We start from the raw sequence: 21,826 nt of genomic DNA on the forward strand, positions 1-21,826 counted from the left end.
GACGTTCAAATACTTATCTTTTTTGAACGCTTGAACCTCCATCTTCTCCCATCCAGACTGTACTGTCGGCTTTGGAATCACACCAAATCCTGCCTTAACGGCTCGCGGGCTTAGAACGAAATTATTAAATGTTCATCACCGCCGGTCGGGATTTTCACCCTGCCCCGAAGATAGACCGATATTCTATTTTCCACTTCATTATACAACAACATGATCGTATTGTGAACAAAAAAAGTGTAACTTACTATAAATAAGTTATTAATTTTATATAATTAAAGAACGATCACTATATTTTACAATACAACCCATATTTTTTATAATTCGGTATTTCTCTTATGAATCCCCCTAGTCATATGTCGTCAAAAGTGATAAGATGTTGAATTGTTAAGATAAGAACATTTTCTGAGTTATGGAGGAAATGTCATGAAGAAAGATAAAAGACACTCTATTCGAGAAGCAATGAAAAAGAACTTAAGAAAAGAATACTTTTATTTGAAAAAAGAATTACTTTTCTACTGTCCAATTGATCTAGGCACATTCTCAAGAGAGACATACTACGCTACTTTTGACCAAGATGGCATAAGTATTTATCAGTATGATAAAAAAACAGAAAGTAAATTAAAATTGTGTGAGCGTCATCCATGGAAGAGTTGGAATAAGGTAAAAGTTGATCACTATTTAACAACTTCTCAATTTATTTTCCAAGGTGAGCGAAACTGGATTTTATCCCTTTTCCAAAAAGGAAAAGAAGCTCAAAAAATAATTGAAGAACATACATCTTTACAAACGGAAGTTGTTTCCCGTCCGTTTTCCAAGAAACTTCCTGGTTTCCGTTCTGATACACCATTGAATAAATACATCGGTTGCATTTGTTACACTGCACTTATTGCATTTTTATTAAAATGGATGATTCCATTTCAAGCACCACAAATCGCCCTGTATTCTCTTTCAATTGGCTTTATGCTTCTTGGTTTACTTTGTCTTACAATTGGTCTAATCGAACCAACTATCGTACTATTTCGGACAAAAGAAAAAACAAGAACAAAAGTCTTTTACTTATATAGCTACTTAGCTATTACTGGATTTATATGTGTCTTTATTTTTTGGTAAAAGAAGCCGTCCCAAAAGATCTTTTGGGACGGTTTTTCGTTAGGAATAGGTTGCTCTTACTGTCGCATTTTATTGTTAGTCGACATTTCTTGTCGAAATGTCGATATAATAATAGCTATGTTCGATATAAATTTTTGTCGATATAATTTCATTTACTATCGCAATCTTAAATAAGAAAAAAATAAATTTATTCAAAAGTTATGCTTTTGAGACGTTGCCTTTACTTGACGTATAGTTGTTGGTTCGGATAGATTTGCTCTTGTCGCAATCCATTCCTCACTTTAATTTCCTCAACTGTCATACTAAATTTCCGGGCAATACCAACTAAAGTATCACCTTTTTGTACAATATATAGTGATGATGACACAACTTGATTTTTTTGTTCATTTAAAACAAGCAACGGATTCATCGCATTCCTTTTCTCCATCGTCCATCTCCCTTGATGCACTTCTAAATGTAAATGTGCTCCTCGCGATTCTCCTGTATTCCCTACCTCTCCAATTAGCTCTCCTTTTGAAATGTTATCACCTTGAACTACATATCTCTTATTTAAATGCGCATAAACAGCCTCATATTCTCCATGTTTAATAAACACAACATTTCCATAACTACTTGAAAAATAAGACTTTGTCACCTTACCATTTTGAATAGCTGCAACAGGCGTTCCAATAGGCGCAGCTATATCAATACCATAGTGTTTCCCATGTCTTGTCCCAAAATAATCACTTATCTGCCCATCAACAGGCCATATCCACTGATTCCCTTCAGCGTAAACATGTAATTGAGATAAAAATAATACACTCAATATCACCACGCCACATTTTAACGCTTTCATATACATCCTCCGTTTTCTAATAACCGTCATACCTTCTCTATTGTGGGATATTACAGAAAAAAGTATACAAAAAAAAGAAAGTGTATTACTCCACTTCCTTCTCTTCTTTATTACGAAAAACAAGTGCACTGCGGTTATACTCCACATCTTTCACTTGTAAACGCGCATTTATTACTCTAGCAAGCGCAAATAAATAATCAGATAACCTATTTATATACTTTAGAACAATTTCATTGGTTTCTCCTTCTTTTTGCAATGACACTATACAACGTTCTGCTCTTCTTATAACTGTACGTGCAATGTGTAGTGCAGCCGATACCTCGCTACCGCCTGGTAAAATAAAACGCTCTAAAGGCGGCGCTTCTTCTGTATACGAATCAATTCGTCTCTCTAAATACTCGACCATCTCTATCGTTACTTTATAAGGGATTTTCTTCTCTACTATTGCTAAATCCCCTCCACAATCAAATAGTTCATGTTGAATATTTTCAAGTTCGTTATAAATATTACGAAAACATTCCTCTTGTAATTTAGACATGGCATATCCGATATGAGAATTCGCCTCATCAATTGTTCCATAAGCTTCTACACGTATATGATCTTTATCCACTCGGCCACCTATGACACTCGTTTCCCCTTTATCACCTGTTTTTGTATAAAGTTTCATTTCATTATGACACCTCTCTTTTTATTTTCATTCTGATTATTAAAGAAAAAAAACTCTACCATTCTTTATTTAATTGCACTTACAAAAAAATAAAAAAACAGTAAAGCTTTTATTCATGATCAATTTTTAAAAAACATATATATCTAAATTATACGATTTGGTAAATATACAGAGAATGTAGTTCCTTCTCCAACGACACTTGATACAGAAATTTTCCCGTCATGACCTTGAACAATATTTTTAGCAATCGCAAGCCCGAGTCCTGTTCCAACTTTTTTCCCTCGCGTTCTCGCTTTATCAGCTTTATAGAATCGATCGAACAAGAACGGAATATCTTCTTCTGGAATACCAGCACCTGAATCTTGCACTTCGAAAGTAAGGCCACTATTTTTCGTATTAATTACAAGTGTAACATGTCCACCTGCATTTGTATGACGGATTGCATTATCAATTAAATTCGTCAGTACCTGTTCCATACGGTCTGCATCAAACGGATATTGTTCAATTGGACTTTGGAAATCCACTGTTAATTGGACTTCTTTATCCTTTGCAATCCCCTGGAATTTACGGCCAATTTTTTCGACAAATGGATGAATATCTACTTCACCTATATGTAACTCTACATGTCCACTTTCCATACGGGCTAAATCTAATAACTCATTTACAAGTTTACCTAAACGAACAGATTCATCATAAATAATTTGAACAAACTCATTAATTTCCTCTTTCGTTTGCACAATATCATCTAAAATTGCTTCACTATATCCTTGAAGCATTACCATCGGTGTACGAAGTTCATGTGATACATTCGCAATAAAGTCTTGACGCATTTTCTCAAGACGACGCTCCTCCGTCATATCTCGCAATACTGCTACAGCTCCACGAATTTTTGTTTGATTGTAAAGCGGTGTCATAAGAACTACGTAGTTACCTTTTTGCAAATTAATTTCAACAACTTGTTGTTGCTCACTTTCTACAACGAGATGGAATAGTTCAACAAGTTCAGAAGGCAGTTTTTTAATTAACTCTACTTCTTTTTCTTCTTGCCAAACTTGTAAGAAGTGTTCTGCGGGTGGGTTGATAACAACGACTTCACCTTCTTGATTTAACGTAACAACACCATCTGCCATACTACTCAAAATGCTAGCTAACTGCTCTTTTTCTTGCTGCAGGGCATTCATATTAAACTTCAACTGTTTCCCCATTTGATTTAAAGCAGTTGCAAGCTCACCAATTTCGTCCTGCGACACCATAGGGGCTTTCGTATCAAATTTCCCGCGTGCTACCTCAAATGCAACCTCACGCATTTTACGAAGCGGTGCCGTAATTCGAGTAGATAAGAAAAATGCAAAGAAAGTTGTTAAAATAATCGCAATCCCGGCTGATAAGAAAATAAAATCAGTCGTTCTCTCCATACCTTGTATTGGAACTTGCAATGATTCATATACAAACACTGCACTTTGATTTTTTGACTGTACTGGTTTCCCGACGATCATAATATCATTTTCAGTATTTTTATTCTTCCTACTATTAGAAGCTTTTCTAATATTATTCTTAATATCCTTTTTATCTGTAAAAACAGCTGCTAATTCTTTATCATTTTTCAAATCATCTATTGTAAGAGTAACTAATCCTTCTTGTTTCGGCGAAGAAGAAATTTCCTTACCGTCTTCTACAATGATAATCCTTGAAAGTGGATCAGAAAATTTGTAAGCAATATCCTCAATCGTTTTTACATCGGCACCTTCTTCAATTAATTCCGTGACACTTGTTGCAACTTTCTGAAGCCTAGCTTCACTCATATCAACATAATACGTTCTAAAAAACTGTGAAAGTAAAATAGCAACAAATCCAAGAACAAACGAAACGAGAAGTAATATGGTCATCCATAACTTCCCTACTACACTTCTCCAAAGCATCAGTCGTTCACAACCTCAAACTTGTAACCTACGCCCCAAACGGTAACAATCATTTTCGCTGCATCTGGTGATTGTTTACTTAACTTTTCACGTAAACGCTTTACATGCGTATCAACTGTACGTAAATCTCCGAAGAACTCATATTGCCATACTTCTTTTAACAATTGCTCACGGTCAAAAACTTTATCCGGGGATTTCGCTAAGAATAATAGTAATTCATATTCTTTCGGTGTTAAGTTTACTTCATTACCATCCGCTGTAACGCGGTGCGCATCATTATCAATTGTTAAATGAGGGAAAACAGTAACATCTTTCGTCGTTGTATCTTGTGTAAAGAATGTCGTTGGTACAGCGCGGCGTAATACCGCTTTCACACGAAGTACTACTTCACGCGGGCTAAACGGCTTTACAATATAATCATCAGTTCCAACTTCAAACCCTTGTACCCTATTTACTTCTTCACCTTTTGCTGTCAGCATAATAATTGGCGTCGCTTTCTTCTCACGAATCCCTTTACACACTTCGATACCATCTTTACCAGGCATCATAATATCCAGTAGGATTAAATCATAATCATTTTGTAACGCCTTTTCTAAAGCTGTATCACCATTATCCGCTTCTTCAATTGTGTATTGCTCTCTTTCTAAATACATCTTTAATAAACGACGAATACGATCCTCATCGTCTACAATTAAAATTCTTGATTCATTTTCCATTTCTACCCGCTGCGTACTTTTACCACAACGGTTTACACCTACCCTTCTACAATATAATGTTGCACCTATCCTCGTTTAATTAAGCATTTTTTAACGTTCCACTTCCCATATTATGCTTCACAAGAATAATAAAGTTTGTTCATTTTTTTTCCAAAACTATGTATTTTTTTTGAACAGTATATTTGGTCCTCGACATCATTTTACAGAATCAACCGCTACTTTGTCATGTTTTTCTCAAAAAAGAAGAAAATTTGACAAAAATAAAATAGGAAAGTGACATACACTCTCCTATTTTATTTCTCTATGCATATGAATGTAAACCCGCGATAATTAAGTTTACTACAATAAAGTTAAACATAATGATTGCAAAACCAATCACTGCAAGCCAGGCGGATTTTTCTCCATGCCATCCTTTAGATAAACGTAAATGTAATACCGCAGCATAAAAGAGCCAAGTAATAAGCGCCCAAACTTCTTTTGGATCCCAACCCCAAAAGCGCGTCCAAGCGATTTGAGCCCAGATCATTGCAAAGATTAATGCTCCTAATGTAAACACCGGGAATCCTATCGCAATAGAACGATATCCGATTTCATCTAATAAATCACTATTCGTATTCTTTACTAACGGCTGAAGTGCCGCTGACACTCGCTTACGTAAAACAAGTCTTAATACAATATAAAGTAGCGTTCCCACTAACACTGACCAAATAACAGTATTTAATTTTTTCGCATTTACAATCGCTGGAACTTCAACTGTTGGCTCTAATTTATTTTCTGTCATTAACTTCCCTTCATGCGGTCCAACTAAAGCAGGGAGATTATACTTCATTTCAACTTGTTGTTCATTTTTATCAATCCATTGAAACTTCGCTTCGTATTTCATACTAGAAAATACCGTTGTTATTCCAATAAACCCAACTGTACAAACAAGTGTGAAAACTACTGTCTCTAACCAAAATGTACGCTTACTTCTTGTTGATTGATCTACATTTTTCAGTAAATACATTACGCCTGTAATAAAACTAATTGCTAATATTGCTTGTCCCGCTGCCGCTGTCGTTACATGAATATGTAGCCAATTACTCTTTAAAGATGGTATAAGCGGCGAAATTTCTCTCGGGAACATACTTGCATAAGCGATTAATAAAAGAGCTACCGGTAAAGCAAATAAACCAATAATACTTACACGATATACAAAGTACATAATGATAAAAGCTCCCACAAGCATCATGCCAAAAAATGTACCAAATTCAAAAAAGTTACTAACCGGTGCATGTCCTGATGCGATCCATCTTGTAACAAAATATACTATTTGTGCAATAAACCCCAAAATTGTTATAGTTATACCTATATTTGCCCACTTGTTACCTTTTTCTTTAATTGCTCCTCCAAAAAATAAAGTTGCAATTAAATATAAGATAAACGCCGCGAACAGAAAATTACTACTTATTTGTACCATATCGTTTCCCCACCTTAACTAATTTTTTTCATTCATTTTATCGTGTGGTTGTGGAATCGCTGTTCCTTCTAGTACTCTTTCAATATCTTTCTTTAAGCCGAACCAATTTTTATTCGTATGGCCTGCAACCCACCATTCATCATTAACACGTTGTATCCAAATACGGCGATGGTTCCAATACATACCTTGAATCACACCAACCATAAATATAAATCCTCCAATACCGAGAATCCAAAGCGTCAAATCTTTTCTTACTGTAAGAGCTGTTGCATTTTGCATTTCCACACCTGCAAATGACATTTTATATTTATTATTCCCGTCAGGCTCTATGTTTTGCTGAATACCGACGAAACTAACTTCACCATCTGGTGTTTCCGGGGTAAACATTTTAAAGACGAATGCAGGATTATTCGGTAATTTTGTTTTCGTATTCGGCCTTCCATTCTCATCAAAATAAAAATCAGGAAAATAGCTTAATAGTTCTAGAGAATACCCATTTCCTAAATCATATTTTTCTGTAGGATTCGCTAAATCTACTTTAATTGGTCCCAACTTTTGATTATTTTCTTTGTTTTGCAAATGGAAAGACATGCTTTTAAATTCACTTTCTTTGTAATCCACTTGATAAACAGCAAATTGATCAAATTTCAGTGGCTCATTCACTCGAATTTCAGCTTCTTTTACCTTTTCTAATTTTGGTTTTTGACCCGCTATATTTTCTCCTACCGCTTTATATAATACAGCATTTGTTTGGAAGTTTTTCGCAATCATTTTATCACCAACACGATCAATTGCTTCATCAAAAACTTCTTTATCCTTACTCTTATCATAAACTTCCTTGATAAACTTTTCGTTTTTCAAATAGTATTGACCATCTGTTCCTGGTATTTCTTTCGTTTCACCGTCACGTAACCAAAGTGCTTCATCTACATACATACTCGGTAAAAAACGTAGCATTGCACCGAATAGAAAGATAATAAGACCAATATGGTTTACATATGGACCCCAACGTGAAAAACGTCCCTTTTCCGCTAAAACGTTCCCGTCTTCCACTTTTACATTATAATTACGTTTCTTTAAATTAATTTGAACTCGTTCTAAGTCACCTTCATGCGGCGTACCAGTCCCGTGCACTCTCTGTCTTTTCAAAAAACTTGGGTGTCTTTTCACCCCTTGTTTTTTTAAAGCTTTATAAAGAGGAATGACACGGTCTAAACTACATATAACAAGTGAAATACCAATGGAAGCAATTAAAATCATGTACCACCATGATCCATATAAATTATTAAATCCTAATTGATAGTATAATTGTCCTAAAAATCCATACTCGGTCTTATAATATTCAGCTGGTTCGATTCCTGGAGTTATGTACATTTCTTGGGGAAAAATAGTTCCTATTGCCGATGAAGCTAAAGTTATTACGATTAACCATACACCTACTTTTACAGAAGAGAAAAAACTCCAAATTTTATCGACTATCGTTTTTGTATGTGTGAGAGATCTCCGAGCACTCCCCTCATATCTCATATCCAATAATTTTATATTTTCATTACTTTCAAATGGTTTCCCACATGCTTCACAAAAAATGGTTCCTATCGGATTAACATGTCCACATTCACACTTAATTTCTTTCAAAGCTCTCACCGCCCTTTTATCTATATGTACTATTGTATATTCCAGCCTAGAGTTACCACAATACTCAGAATTTTTAAAGCGAAGGCGCTATACGTAAGCACCTCTTATGTAAAGGCTTTCTTAATTATGGAGTGATTTTCTTTAAGTACTCTTCCAATTGTTCCTTCGTTTGCTCACCTATAATTTGCTCTACTACTTTGCCTTCTTTATCAATTAAAAAGGTTGTTGGTAATGGTCCCACTCCATATGTACCTATGATCTTTTGCCCTTTATCAATTGCAACTGGGAATTTCAAATCATATTGTTTCACAAAGTTCTTCACTGCGATATCCGTTTCATCTGCATCTAAGGCAATAATTTCAACGCCTTTTTCTTTATATTTCGGATATAACTCATTCATATAAGGCATTTCTTTTTCACAAGGTTTACACCAAGTTCCCCAAAAATTTAAAAATACACCTTTTCCCTTTAAATCTTTTAATTCAATATTCTTTCCTTCTAAATCAGTTACAACAAAGTTAGGTGCTTCTTTTCCAATTTGCATTTTCTCTTTATCAGTAAAAAATCCTTGATATAGCGTAAACCCTACCGCACCGCTTAAAATGAGCAAAATGATAACACGAAATAATAAGCGATTTTTTTTCATGTTGTCTCCCCTCTCTTCGACGAGTGATAAATATATGTATTTTTTAATAAATCACCAGCGGAGCATTCCACTGGTGAAAGTTTCACAATATAGATTAGCGAGGCTTTGTAGAAGCCAATGCACGTAATTGTTTCACCTCATGTGGTGTCAATTCTCTTGCATCGCCAGGACGCAAGCTACCCACTTCTAAAAAGGCATACCGTTCACGTTTTAATTTCATTACTTTACAATCTAACGCTTCAAACATGCGGCGTACTTGACGGTTACGTCCTTCATGAATCGTTAATTGTACAATTGCCATCTCTTTACGCTTGTCCCAAGAAATAATTTTCGCTTGTGCTGGTGCTGTTTTCCCATCTTCTAATGCAACACCTCGTTCTAACATGCGAATTTTCTCACCTGTTAATGGCCCTTTAATTTTCGCAACATACGTTTTTTCAACTTTATATCTCGGATGCATTAATACATTTGCAAATTCACCATCATTTGTCATCAATAATACGCCAGACGTATCATAATCTAAGCGTCCGATTGGGAATAAACGTTGTCTAATTTCAGGGAAAAAGTCTGTTACAACATTTCTTCCTTTATCATCTGATACACTTGAAATTACACCAGTTGGTTTATATAGTAAAAAATAAACAGGTTCTTCTTTTTCAAGAGGGATGTTATTTACTTCCACTTTATCTTGAGGAGTTACTTTTGTTCCTAACTCCTTCACTATTTTCCCATTAACTTTCACTTTCCCTTGCTGAATTAATTCCTCAGCCTTTCTTCTCGATGCAATACCTGCTTGCGCAATCACTTTTTGTAATCGTTCCATTTCTTTTTTTCACCTCAAATTTATCTTACCTTACATTAGAAAGACTTGGCAACCGCCTAAGCTTTATGCCATTTACTTCGCCTATCTTTAACAACATAGCAATGATGATAAACGTCTAAAGGCATATCACGTTTTCACCCTTTATTATTGTTTACACTTTTTCATGTTGTCCACGATAAAAGTTCATCATTTTGTCAAAAACACCGCATAAAAAAACCACTATTAAACTACACGTTAATAGTGGTCGTATACGTATTATAAGCTAAATAGCGCAAAAAATGAATAGCATTACCGAAACAATAGGGAAACAAACACAATTGAACAAATAATTCCGATTAAATCTGCAAAAAGTCCTACCTTTAATGCATCTCCCATTTTTCTAATACCGACAGCCCCAAAGTATACTGTTAATATATAAAAAGTCGTATCTGTGCTACCTTGCATCGTTGAAGCTAACCTACCAATAAACGAGTCTGGCCCATATGTAGCGATTAAGTCGGTCGTAATACTTAAACCAGCAGATCCCGAAATCGGACGTATAAGTGCAAGTGGAACGATTTCGGCTGGTACATGAATAAAGTCTAACATCGGCTTCATTACCGATATCATCGCATCTAAAGCACCTGATGCCCGGAAAATAGAAATAGATACAAGCATTCCAACCATAAACGGCAAAATGGAAACCGCAATTTGAATCCCTTCTTTTCCGCCCTCAACGAACGATTCGTACGTTGGAACTTTCTTTATCGTGCCATACAAAAGGATAAAACCAATTACACAAGGAATTACCCATAATGAAATTGTATTTACAATACTCATTTTTTCCGCCCCTTTCTACTCCTTCTCCGGTAAAAATAGCGGTCAATCCAAATCGCTCCAATCATCGATAACACTTGTGCTATAAATGTTACGCCAACGATTTCAGTAGGGTTTGCTGATTCATAAGTCATTCGAATCGAAATGACAGTAGTCGGAATTAATGTAATCGCTGAAGTATTTAATGCTAGAAACGTCACCATAGAACGACTTGCTGAATCCTTTCCACCATTTAACTCTTTCAGTTGTTCCATTGCTTTAATACCTAAAGGTGTTGCTGCATTACCTAACCCAAAAAAGTTCGCCATCATATTTGATAAAATGAATCCCATTGACGGGTGATCCTTCGGTATTTCTGGAAATAATCTTTTTACTATCGGCATAAAAAGTGATACTAACTTCTTTAACAATCCAGCTTCCTCAGCAATTTTCATTAAACCGAGCCAAAATACTAAAACACTAATAAGTCCAATACAAATCGTTACAGCATCTTTTGACCCTTCAAACACTGCTTTGGTCACTTCTTCCATCGTTCCATTTATCATGGCATACACAATCCCTATAACTGCCATCGCTGCCCATACGAGATTAACCATCTATCCCAACACCTATCATGTAAGAGAAGATTTCTTTTACGTTATTCCAATACAATCCCGTTGTAGCTACTAACTTTCGTTTACTGTAAAACAAATTGCGTTCTCCAACTTTCTCGTTCCCTACATAAATTTCTGTCTTCCCAACCTTTACTCCATCCGTAAGTTTTGCACTTTTGTCGAGCTCAACTTTCAATAACACGCTCTTTCTTTCCTCTTCAGTTAAAGGTACAGAAAAACTATTTTTCGTATAAACATGATTGGCATATTTCTTTTCATTTATTTCAGCGAGTGCGCCTTGTCCTAAAACTTTCGCTTGCTTATAGCGTTCAAAGCCTTTATCAAACAAATTCATATGATCATCCCAGTCACTAGAAGCACTCAAAGTTACGACAATTAAATCTAGTCCATCTTTTGAAGCTGTTGTGACAAGCGTCCGTCCTGCTTTCTTCGTAAAACCTGTCTTTCCCCCTGTTGCAAATTCATAATAAGATGTCACAAGCTTATGTTTATTTTTCCACGGATAATCCCAAGAATCCGATTTATACGTTTTTGTTCCAAAAATCTCCTTAAAGGTCTCGTTCCCCATTGCATATTTCGTTAATAATGCCATGTCATAAGCCGACGAATAATGTGATCCATCCCCATCCAAGCCATGCGGGTTTGAGAAATGCGTATCTTTCATTCCAATTTCTTTCGCCTTTTCATTCATTAAATATACGAACCCTTCTATACTCCCTCCCACATTTTCAGCAATTACTTGTGCTGCATCATTACCAGATCTAAGCATTAATCCGTAAACTAAATCTTCTAACTTCACTTTTTGTCCAGGTTTTAAGTAAATTGCCGACCCTTCTACTCGTACCGCTTCATTACTAACCGATACTAGCTCTTTCATTTTTCCTGATTCAGCAGCTAACAATGCTGTCATAATTTTTGTTATACTAGCAATTTTTTGTGGCTCATGTTCTAATTTTCCATATAGCACACGACCGGATTGTTGTTCCATTAAGACTGCGTTACGAGCACTGACACCACCGTTCATTTTTGCATATGTAGGAATCGGCATAACGCTTGCGTACATTATAATTAGCGTAATTATTATACAAATTCGTCTCATATTTCCCCCCACGTCCTTTTGGCACTTTTTGTACAAGTTTATGCTTGGCCTTTTAAAATATGAACGAAATCTTCCTTCCACCTCCACTAAAAAAGACGCATGGGATATGCGTCTAATACGGTGTCCATTCAACTTGCTTCGCAATTTCAAATCGCTTTTCTACATCTGGCCAATTTACAACATTCCACCAATTTTTAATATATTCATCTTTTCGATTTTGATATTGTAAATAATACGCATGTTCCCATACATCCAGTACAAGGAGCGGTATCGTATCCCACTGTGTAAACAATTGATGAAGCGTGCTTTGCAAAATTTCTAACCTTCCCGACCGAGGCACCCACACAAGAATTGCCCATCCAGACCCCTCAACTTTCGAAGCCGCCTCTGTAAAATGTTTTTGAAAACGTAAGTAACTCCCAAAATCCTTCTCAATTTCTTGTGATAATGCCCCTCGTGGACCCCCACCACCATCTTTTTTCATGTTATTCCAAAATATCGTGTGTAAGTAATGACCTGATCCATGAAAAGCCGCTTCTCTTTCCCAATGCTTAATTAAATCAAATTGATTTGTTTTTCTCGCTTCTTCCATCATCTTCTCTGCTTTATTTAATCCTTCCACGTAACTACGATGATGTTTATCATGGTGTAACATCATAATTTCTCGTGAAATGTACGGTTCTAGCGCATTATATGGATAAGGTAATGGCGGAAGGGTATGCCCCCCAATCGGAACAGCTCGTTCGCTATCCCCTCTTTCACATAGTTCATATTCCTCTCCTTCTTGCATAAATACTTCCTGTAAATGGTGTTGAATATGTTCTACATCCTCACTTATTTCATACATAAACTCGGCATCTGTGTCGTATTCATGCTCTTTCATACGCTCTAATAAAGTTTGAATTTTATAAGCAAGCATATGGACATCATACACTTCCATTGCACGGCTATCTAATACTTGAAGAACACTTTCACACCAGCTCTCTACTTCATGAAAGTAATCTGTAAATACACCTTGCTGACTCATGTCACACCTCCTTGATGCTACCCACTTTAACTATATTCAATTAAAATCCCTTATATAACTGGACAAACGGAAAAGAAGCTAAGTGTCCTTAGCTTCTTTTCCTTAATTAATATTTGTGCAACATTTTTGTTTGGTAATCTGTCTCATAATATTCTAGTTCTTCACGCATCAATTGAAATTTCCCTTCTAAATCCTTCATCATTCGTTCTATAGATCCAGGGGGGCTTTGCTGAAAAACAATAGAATTTTTCCCTGTATAAGCAGAACGACTATTTTCATACCAATGATCATTCTTTGGCGAAAAAAACTCTGCAATTACTTGATGGTAAATCTTATATAAAACTTTTTCAGCTGCGGTCTTTCGAAATGGTTGGCTATTCAACAAAACAAAACATGCATCAAGTCCTTCTTCACAAAAAACAAGAAGTCTTCTTATTGATGCTAATATTCCTTTATAGTATTGCTCGTTTCCTGTTGGTGCCTCCTCCAATAAAGAAGGTAACGTATGATAATTTACATAATTAGTTATCAAGGAAATTACATCTTCTAAAAATATAGAAACTTGTTCTGTTTGATTTTCAACCATCAAATTAGACATGGCTTCTCTCTCCTTTGCCGTTTTACGCTATTTCTACTCTTTTATTTTTATGTAATTCAGCTAATATTTCTTGTACTTTCACCACTGTTTCCTCATCAAAGTATCGTTGAAAGTCTGTTACTTCATTGAGATACAAGCGCTTCTGCGCGCGTAGCTCTTTATCTTTCACTAAACAAGCGATCGCTACAATATCTCGTAAATATACGTCTTGTTCTTCTACTTTATAAACTGGATTTCCTTCAAAAGGGATAATTTCTTGTAAAATTTCTTCAAAATATCGAACATATAAGACAGAAAAGGTTTTCTCTTGATTATTTAATATATATGTTACTTCAGATCTATTAAAAAAATCTTCTGATGTATTCGGTTTTGCTTTTTCTAACTCATATCCTGCATAACCTATTATAATCATCTACTTCCCCTCTCTTCCTTCTTTCACCTTATCTTAACTCAATTTTCTAATAAACGAAATATTCTTTTAAATATAACCTATATAAAAAATAGCTTCCCTATACAGGAATTTACCTTTTTATTTTTCTTGAAGTTTGTCATAATAATATTATTGTCTCAGTTTTCTTACACAAGGAGAGTTGTATTTATGTCGTTTTCATGGAAACGTTTCTTACAAATCGGGAAAATAATCTTCCCCTTTGTTGTCTTAACAATTGTTTTCTTTCAAGCTAAAAAAGAATTAGCAGGCATTTCTTTTTTAGAAGCAATTGAAACAATTAAAAACATTCCAACTGATGGGGTATTTTTAGCGATTACACTCGGTGCATTTGCCGTTTCAACAATGTTCTTTTATGACTTTGTTATGCTTCGTTACTTAAAAGCAGATATACCTGTACAAAAGATCTTCCGCATCTCATGGATTGCCAACACTTTAAATGGATTTATCGGTTTTGGTGGTCTTGTTGGTGCCGGTGTACGTACAATGCTATATCGTCCGCATATAAAAGATAATGGAAAACTTATTAAAAGTATTGCTTGGATGACAACCGCTTTTATTAACGGATTAGCCATTCTGTCATTCCTCGGCCTTATTGGAATATTAGACACTAGTTTTATTCTGCACGAAAAACCGTGGTTATGGCCTGTTCTTATCTTCTTTGCTCTTTTCGTTCCTATATATATTGGGTTTTCTAAAATTAAAAATAGAAAAACAAAACAGCTAGACGGACAAGAGGAAGAAGAAGAAGAGAAAAATCCAACTGTTTTATATTCATTAGTTTCATTAGTCGAGTGGGTATCTGCCGGTATCGTTATGTACGTCATTTTAATATTGTTTGGAATTGATATCGAATTTCAAAAGTTTTTAGGTGTTTACGTAATTGCTGCTTTAGCTGGTGTCGTAAGTCTTGTTCCTGGTGGCCTTGGTTCATTTGACCTTGTTTTCTTAACTGGACTAGGACAATACGGCGTTGATACAGGCGTATTACTACCTGCTATGTTATTATACCGACTTGTCTATTACATCTTACCATTCTGCCTAGGTCTCATTTTTGCAGCCTTTGAAATGACAGGAGCTGCCATAAAAAAAATTGAAGATAAACCATTTATTGCACCTGCGTTAGAAACAACTGGTGTAATTTGGACTTTACAACGTGATTTTTTAGGGAAATTAGGTTCATGGGCATCCGCCGCTTTAACAGTATTCGCTGGCTTAATGGTTATTCTATCAACAATTTTACCGACTAGTATAAATCGAGCTCACGCCTTACATATTTTAGCTCCAAAGCACCTTATTCAATTTTCTTTTAGCTTATCATTAACATTCGGTATTCTCCTCCTGATTCTTTCGCGAGGCATATATTATGGAACAAAGCGTTCTTACTATATGACGATTGTTTCTTTAATTGGAGCAGCAATCTTTAATACCCTAAAAGGAATTGACATTGAAGAAACCTTTATTTTATTAATCGTACTTGCTGTGTTGTATATGCTTCGTAAAAGATTTATACGCGAGAAAATGGAAGTCTCACTTTCTGATATCGTAAAAGTATTTATCTTCTTATTACTTACGCTATATTTATATAAAAACTTAGGTATTTTATTCGCGGGTGCAAAAGAAGCGTTCCAACCTGATTTTGTCGTTCGAAATATTACACAAGTTAAACGAAGTGCATTAGCAGCAGCCTTTTTCGTTCCTACTTTTTTACTTATCGGCTCACTAATTGCCAATCGTTACCGTAGTCAATTTCCCGGGCAACCAGCTAATGATAAAAGGTTAGAAAACTTCTTAGATGAACATGGCGGGAATGTACTTAGTCATTTAGGTTTTTTAGGAGATAAACAGTTCTTCTTCAGTAGTGACGGAAAAGCACTTCTTCTCTTTTCAATTACTGGAAAACGTCTTGTTGTACTAGGTGATCCAATTGGTGATCCATCCTCCTACCGCACTGTGTTGCAAGAATTTTTAACTGAAGCTGATCGATTTGGGTATATTTGCGTATTCTATCAAATTGAAAGCAAATGGATGAGCTTATACCACGATTTTGGCTACAACTTCTTTAAACTTGGTGAAGAGGCTGTCGTTGATTTAAATACGTTTACAATAACAGGAAAGAAACGTGCTGGTATGCGAGCCACTTTCAACCGTTTTGAACGAGAAGGTTATACATTCTCTATTCATGAGCCACCATTCTCAGACGAATTATACGAGGAATTAAAGAAAGTGTCTGATGCTTGGCTCGGCGGAAAAAAAGAGAAAGGATTTTCACTTGGGTACTTCGATCGTGAGTATATTAGTCGTGCCCCTATCGCTACATTATCTGATGCAGAAGGAAAAATTATTGCATTCACAACCTTTATGCCAGTATATCAAAGTGGTATATTATCTGTTGATTTAATGCGTTATTATCCAGATGCCCCTAGCGGAATTATGGATGCAATTTTTATCCACTTATTCCACTGGGCAAAAGAAAATGAATACCATTCCTTTAATATTGGTATGGCACCACTCTCAAATGTCGGTTTATCAACGCAATCGTTCTGGTCTGAACGAGTTGCTGCTGCAATATTTAATAACGTTCGTTACACATATAGCTTCAGCGGTTTACGACATTTTAAAGAAAAATACAAACCTGCATGGAGTGGAAAGTATTTAGCATTTCGAAAGAATCATTCTTTACCAATTACAATGCTCTCTGTAACAAAATTAATAGGAAAACGAAAAAACAGCTAAGTCCTTAGCTGTTTTTTCGTTTTTGCACTTGTATACTAAACTCCTTTTCATACTTCTTACCATTTATATAGAAATCCCCCCATATTTTATATGTTCCTTCTTCTGGAAATGTAATACGATATTGTAATTGCTCATCCGTATCAACAGGAATGGCATATAAAAAATGTCCCCTCGTTTCATTAACGATATATAGCGCGTTGACTTCGCCTCTCCCTGAATTTAATTTCAGCTTTTCTCCCTCTTTCGCTTGAAACTGAAATGTTAATGTCGTTGCCTCATTCGGATGTAATGCACCAAATAAAAGAGACACTTGATGCTCTCCTATATTTTTTGTAAGTACAGTATCGACAGGTAGCTTCTTTTTATTCTTGTCCTTGTTTGTCTCCTTTTTTTCTTCACCAAAATCTTGCTTAGAAAATGATTCCACGGACTTGTTTTCATCTTCATACAAAAATATCGTGTACTCTTCACCTTTTGCTACATCTGAAGATAGCTTATACGATCCATTTCCAGCAAATATAGGCTTCGTTTGTTGTATGTTTTTCAAATTCCCATCCACTACCACTGCTCGAATTTGATCGTTCACACCACGAACTTCATTATTCATTTTATTGAGCAATTGAAACGAAATATCGACTTTTTCATTTCCTTCTTTATTCTTCACATCCCATTTCACTTCTTGAACATCTCCGGTCGTTTCTACAGTTTCTTGATATTTTTTTATGTAAAATCCTCCTGCCACAATAAGTACTAGTGCAATAAGCCCAATGACAAGATTTTTCAAAATATCACCTACCATTTTTATTTTCTTTATCCATGCAAAACCTCTTAAATATATATTCTAGATTATGATTTATGAAATCCTCCTCTTTTGCACATATTACAAATAAAAAAGATTTTAATTGAAAGGAGTCGTAGTGTATAATGCAAATGATATTGATTTCTATCAATACATTATAAGGAGGATTTTTCATGAGTGTACATATTGAAGCAAAACAAGGCGAAATTGCTGAATCTATTCTATTACCTGGTGATCCATTACGTGCAAAATATATTGCTGAAACATTTTTAGAGGATGTTACTTGTTATAATAACGTGCGTGGCATGTTAGGTTTCACTGGAACTTACAAAGGAAAGCGTGTATCTGTTCAAGGTACAGGCATGGGTGTTCCTTCTATTTCTATTTATGTAAACGAATTAATTCAAAGCTACGGAGTGAAAAATTTAATTCGTGTTGGGACATGTGGTGCAATTCAAAAAGATGTTAAGGTACGTGACGTTATTATTGCGATGACGGCTTGTACAGATTCTAATATGAATCGCTTAACATTCCCGGGTTTTGATTTTGCTCCTGCTGCAAACTTTGATCTTTTAAAGAAAGCCTACGATGCTGGAACAGAAAAAGGATTACACGTTCGTGTTGGTAACGTATTAACAGCAGATGTATTTTATCGTGAGAGCATGGACATGGTTAAAAAACTTGGAGATTACGGTGTATTAGCAGTAGAGATGGAGACGACTGCTCTTTACACATTAGCAGCTAAATATGGTGTAAATGCATTATCTGTATTAACAGTAAGCGACCATATCTTCACTGGTGAAGAAACAACATCTGAAGAGCGTCAAACTACATTTAACGAAATGATTGAAATCGCTTTAGATGCAGCAATTCAACAATAATACATTAAAGAACTCGTCATACGTCTGTCGAGTTCTTTTTATGTGACTTTTTATTAAAAACTACTTTCAGAAGAGACAGATTTTCTCCTCTACTTTTTTGTAACGTTTGTTATAATTAAGAAATCATTTACAGTATTTCTCACAAGAGGTGACGCAGTGAAAAACAGAAGTATCGTCTTTAAACTATTTTTATTAACATCAACATTATTTACAATCATATTCCTCCTTTTTTTCTTAGGACAATCTCTATTTTTAGAGAAATTTTATATTAATAAAAAAGTAAAAACAGTTCAAACTGCTTTTGAGAAGTTCGTAAATACTTACGAAGAAAGTGGTAAAACTTATGAGGAAATTCGAAAACTAAAACAAGAATTTCATGATAAAACAAATGCTGAAATGCAGTTTTTAAATACGAACGGCATTATTAAAAGTGACAATAATTTCTACATTGATGTAATTAATCCTAAAAATAATAAAGCATATTCCATTCCACTCAATAATGTTTTAACGCCAGAAGAATATAATAAATTCGAAAACTTAGGATTGAAAAAAGATGGGATGATAAACGTCGTCGGTTTTGTACAAGATTCCACCATAACACCACTAGAATTGACAACAAACTATAATCGATGGCAAAACGAAAATGTCAACTCAGATTTTCAATCCATTAATGGAAACCCTGCTAAAAATAGACTTACAAGCCGATCCAAAACTGTGACTCAAATTGAGTTTACTGGTATCGTATCTAAGTTACAGCTTCCATCCAAAGCAGATGTTCGTCTTGCAAATGATTTTGAAACATTACAAGCCGTTCAATATTTTGCAGAGATTATTAGAAATGGCACTGCTAACTCACACCAATTAAACACTTATATAATAGATGGTGGAGAGAATATAAAAAATAGTATCTTTGTAAAACCTATTGTGGAAAATGGAAAAATTACAGAATACGCTTTTGCGATAGCATCTTTACAACCTGTTAATGAAGCGATGCTTGTTTTAAAAGATTATTATGTCTATGCCTTAATTATCGTGTTTCTCGTTATTATTTTGTTATCCTTCTACTACTCAAAAATCATTGTTAAACCATTAATTAAGATAAATCGTGTTACAAAAAAAATGGCCAACTTTGATTTTAGCGAGAAGTTACCTGTTACGGCAGACGATGAAATTGGCGGGTTATCAAGTGGTATTAATACACTCTCTGTAAATTTAAAAGATCGAATCGACCGATTAAATGTTGCCAATACAAAATTACAACAAGATATTGAACGCGAACGTCAATTGGAAAAAACGAGAAAAGAATTCATTTCTGGTGTATCTCATGAATTAAAAACACCACTTAGTGTTATTCGTAGCTTCGCTGAAGGTATTCAAGATGGCGTAAGTAAAGATACGACATATTATACAAATGTTATTTTGGAAGAGACAGATAATATGAACAGGCTCATTGTTGAAATGTTAGAATTAGCAAAACTAGAATCAGGTACGTACAAACTAGAAATGTCGACATTCTCGATCGGTGAATTAATTCAACAAGTCTATACGAAATTATTATTTAGCATGGAGGAAAAACATTTACAAGTGGACATCCATGCTGACTCTTCTCTATTTGTTAAAGCAAATCGTAGCCGTATTGAGCAAGTCGTTGTAAACTTACTTAGCAATGCAATTCGATATACTCCAGATGGTGAAAAAATACACGTCTCTGTTATAGAAACGGAAGATACAGTGAAAATCAAAATTGAAAACACAGGTAATCCTATTCCAGAAGAAAGCCTTGAAAAAATTTGGGACCGCTTCTACCGTTTAGACGCTTCTCGTAGCCGTCATACTGGGGGTACTGGCCTTGGGTTATCCATTGTGAAAAACATTTTAGATCTCCATCACGCTGAATACGGCGTGTATAATACCACTAATAGCGTTGTATTTTATTTTAATTTACAAAAAGTAAAAGAAGTCAAATAATTTGTCTTAATTTCACTAGGAGTTCACATGAAATTCACACTCTCCCTTTATAGTAAGAAACAAGTTAATCCTTTCCTTTACACATATAAAAGAGGAGAGTGCGTGAAATGAAACAAGCAGGACAACCTATTCAAAATGAAAAACAATTAGAAACTATCAAAAATATACTTTTACAATCTTCGAAACGTGATGGCTTATTATTCGTATTAGCTGTAAATTCTGGCTTAAAAGTAAGTGAAATCTTACAATTAAAAGTTAGTGATGTAATCGATGAAGACGAAAATGTTCGCCATTCCATTTTATTTTACAATGAAAAAGTAAAGAAACATAAATGGTTTGCTGTAAATGAAGACTTACAGCACGCAATCGAAGACTACATGAAAGAACGTAAAACTTGGAAACGTAATGAACCATTATTAAAGTCTCAAAAAGGAACAAAGTCTATTACGAGACAACATGCATGGTACATTTTAAACAAAGCTGCAAAAGAAGTTGGATTAGAAGGGATTAGCTCACATACACTTCGAAAAACTTGGGGCTATTGTGCATACAAATCAGGTGTTGATATTGCATTTTTACAACACTTCTTTGATCACAGTACTCCATCCAAAACTTTAAAGTATATCGGTATTGCTTAATAACTCTTATACATAAAAAGGTTACCATTTGTAAATTTGGTAACCTTTTTTATGTTTCATATTCTCTTTTCTTGTCTCTCCTATACTGTAGTGGTACTCTAATAGTAAGGGGGAGAAATTATGAACACATTAACAATTGAATTACCGAAAGAAACGGCTGAAAAACTTGATTTATTAAAGAAATCTTATGAAAAGAAAACAGGTGCTACAATTTCTGAAAGCACTCTCGTTCAAACACTTATCTCAAAGGAATTTATCCAAGCGATAACTCCTTTTGATTTACAACAAATCATCAATGGAAAAGAACAGCAGTAATTGAACTGCACCCCAATTGTTAGACACAGTCTAACAATTGGAGGTGCAGTTTTTCTATGGCTAAATTTACAGCTGAT

At 35.0% G+C, this 21,826-nt stretch carries 21 protein-coding genes and 1 riboswitch; of the genes, 6 read left to right on the forward strand and 15 right to left on the reverse strand.

Features of this window, described 5'->3' with window-relative positions:
• Nucleotides 1-36: 36 nt before the first annotated feature.
• Nucleotides 37-176, reverse strand: a riboswitch (FMN riboswitch).
• Nucleotides 177-423: 247 nt separating this feature from the next.
• Nucleotides 424-1,110, forward strand: a complete 687-nt coding sequence (locus SB773_RS28060; RefSeq protein WP_002030740.1) for a hypothetical protein — start codon at nucleotides 424-426, stop codon at nucleotides 1,108-1,110.
• Nucleotides 1,111-1,330: 220 nt separating this feature from the next.
• Here SB773_RS28060 and SB773_RS28065 read toward each other — a convergent pair whose 3' ends face one another.
• The 14 genes from SB773_RS28065 to SB773_RS28130 form a co-directional block, all read right to left on the reverse strand.
• Nucleotides 1,331-1,945, reverse strand: coding sequence for a peptidoglycan DD-metalloendopeptidase family protein (locus tag SB773_RS28065; RefSeq protein WP_002141020.1), 615 nt, complete (start codon nucleotides 1,943-1,945; stop codon nucleotides 1,331-1,333).
• Nucleotides 1,946-2,030: 85 nt separating this feature from the next.
• A complete protein-coding gene (locus SB773_RS28070) occupies nucleotides 2,031-2,612 on the reverse strand; it encodes a cob(I)yrinic acid a,c-diamide adenosyltransferase (protein WP_113733915.1) in 582 nt (193 codons plus the stop codon).
• Nucleotides 2,613-2,755: 143 nt separating this feature from the next.
• Nucleotides 2,756-4,531, reverse strand: coding sequence for a sensor histidine kinase ResE (gene resE / locus SB773_RS28075; RefSeq protein WP_085963310.1), 1,776 nt, complete (start codon nucleotides 4,529-4,531; stop codon nucleotides 2,756-2,758).
• On the reverse strand, nucleotides 4,531-5,247 hold the full coding sequence (resD, locus tag SB773_RS28080) for a DNA-binding response regulator ResD (protein WP_410593479.1): 717 nt from the start codon (nucleotides 5,245-5,247) through the stop codon (nucleotides 4,531-4,533). Before resD ends, resE begins: the two co-directional genes overlap by 1 nt.
• A gap of 301 nt (nucleotides 5,248-5,548) precedes the next feature.
• A complete protein-coding gene (resC, locus tag SB773_RS28085; RefSeq protein ID WP_002030737.1) occupies nucleotides 5,549-6,706 on the reverse strand; it encodes a cytochrome c biogenesis protein ResC in 1,158 nt (385 codons plus the stop codon).
• Between the two features lie 18 nt (nucleotides 6,707-6,724).
• A complete protein-coding gene (resB, locus tag SB773_RS28090) occupies nucleotides 6,725-8,341 on the reverse strand; it encodes a cytochrome c biogenesis protein ResB (protein WP_002135242.1) in 1,617 nt (538 codons plus the stop codon).
• 124 nt (nucleotides 8,342-8,465) lie between these two features.
• On the reverse strand, nucleotides 8,466-8,987 hold the full coding sequence (gene resA / locus SB773_RS28095; protein ID WP_002064495.1) for a thiol-disulfide oxidoreductase ResA: 522 nt from the start codon (nucleotides 8,985-8,987) through the stop codon (nucleotides 8,466-8,468).
• A 94-nt stretch (nucleotides 8,988-9,081) separates the two neighbouring features.
• Nucleotides 9,082-9,810 (reverse strand): 23S rRNA pseudouridine(2605) synthase RluB, encoded by a 729-nt coding sequence (rluB, locus tag SB773_RS28100; RefSeq protein WP_002030733.1) that lies wholly within the window; start codon nucleotides 9,808-9,810, stop codon nucleotides 9,082-9,084.
• Nucleotides 9,811-10,098: 288 nt separating this feature from the next.
• On the reverse strand, nucleotides 10,099-10,629 hold the full coding sequence (gene spmB, locus SB773_RS28105) for a spore maturation protein SpmB (protein WP_002086660.1): 531 nt from the start codon (nucleotides 10,627-10,629) through the stop codon (nucleotides 10,099-10,101).
• Entirely contained in the window at nucleotides 10,626-11,222 is a 597-nt protein-coding gene (gene spmA / locus SB773_RS28110) for a spore maturation protein SpmA (protein ID WP_002086662.1), read from the reverse strand. Before spmA ends, spmB begins: the two co-directional genes overlap by 4 nt.
• Nucleotides 11,215-12,339 (reverse strand): D-alanyl-D-alanine carboxypeptidase family protein, encoded by a 1,125-nt coding sequence (locus SB773_RS28115; protein ID WP_113733916.1) that lies wholly within the window; start codon nucleotides 12,337-12,339, stop codon nucleotides 11,215-11,217. The genes spmA and SB773_RS28115 overlap by 8 nt, the downstream gene beginning before the upstream one ends.
• 112 nt (nucleotides 12,340-12,451) lie before the next feature.
• Nucleotides 12,452-13,366 carry a superoxide dismutase gene (locus SB773_RS28120; protein ID WP_060751496.1) on the reverse strand — a complete coding sequence of 305 codons (915 nt, stop codon included), beginning with the start codon at nucleotides 13,364-13,366 and terminating at the stop codon, nucleotides 12,452-12,454.
• Between the two features lie 106 nt (nucleotides 13,367-13,472).
• Nucleotides 13,473-13,964: a YpuI family protein gene (locus SB773_RS28125; RefSeq protein ID WP_060751497.1), complete on the reverse strand. Its 492-nt coding sequence runs from the start codon at nucleotides 13,962-13,964 to the stop codon at nucleotides 13,473-13,475.
• 22 nt (nucleotides 13,965-13,986) lie between these two features.
• Complete coding sequence (locus tag SB773_RS28130) at nucleotides 13,987-14,376, reverse strand: hypothetical protein (protein WP_131246003.1); 390 nt, start codon at nucleotides 14,374-14,376, stop codon at nucleotides 13,987-13,989.
• A gap of 186 nt (nucleotides 14,377-14,562) precedes the next feature.
• Between SB773_RS28130 and mprF the strand changes: the two genes are divergently transcribed.
• Nucleotides 14,563-17,148 carry a bifunctional lysylphosphatidylglycerol flippase/synthetase MprF gene (gene mprF, locus SB773_RS28135; protein ID WP_410593485.1) on the forward strand — a complete coding sequence of 862 codons (2,586 nt, stop codon included), beginning with the start codon at nucleotides 14,563-14,565 and terminating at the stop codon, nucleotides 17,146-17,148.
• Between the two features lie 4 nt (nucleotides 17,149-17,152).
• Here the strand turns inward: mprF and SB773_RS28140 are convergent, their stop codons facing one another.
• Entirely contained in the window at nucleotides 17,153-17,947 is a 795-nt protein-coding gene (locus tag SB773_RS28140; RefSeq protein ID WP_410593487.1) for a hypothetical protein, read from the reverse strand.
• Nucleotides 17,948-18,120: 173 nt separating this feature from the next.
• On the opposite strand from SB773_RS28140, the gene deoD reads away from it, so the two are divergent.
• The 4 genes from deoD to SB773_RS28160 all read left to right on the forward strand — a co-directional run bounded on the left by deoD (nucleotide 18,121) and on the right by SB773_RS28160 (nucleotide 21,749).
• On the forward strand, nucleotides 18,121-18,828 hold the full coding sequence (gene deoD / locus SB773_RS28145; RefSeq protein WP_000110707.1) for a purine-nucleoside phosphorylase: 708 nt from the start codon (nucleotides 18,121-18,123) through the stop codon (nucleotides 18,826-18,828).
• A 156-nt stretch (nucleotides 18,829-18,984) separates the two neighbouring features.
• The gene (locus SB773_RS28150; RefSeq protein ID WP_410593490.1) at nucleotides 18,985-20,796 is read left to right on the forward strand and encodes a sensor histidine kinase; all 1,812 of its coding nucleotides are present in this window, start codon (nucleotides 18,985-18,987) and stop codon (nucleotides 20,794-20,796) included.
• A gap of 107 nt (nucleotides 20,797-20,903) precedes the next feature.
• A complete protein-coding gene (locus SB773_RS28155) occupies nucleotides 20,904-21,434 on the forward strand; it encodes a tyrosine-type recombinase/integrase (RefSeq protein WP_000806230.1) in 531 nt (176 codons plus the stop codon).
• Nucleotides 21,435-21,554: 120 nt separating this feature from the next.
• Entirely contained in the window at nucleotides 21,555-21,749 is a 195-nt protein-coding gene (locus SB773_RS28160; RefSeq protein ID WP_002011737.1) for a DUF3924 family protein, read from the forward strand.
• The last annotated feature ends 77 nt before the right edge of the window (nucleotides 21,750-21,826 follow it).

Origin of the sequence: Bacillus sp. SIMBA_074, assembly GCF_046534555.1 — a bacterium.
Taxonomy (GTDB): Bacteria; Bacillota; Bacilli; order Bacillales; family Bacillaceae_G; genus Bacillus_A; species Bacillus_A mycoides.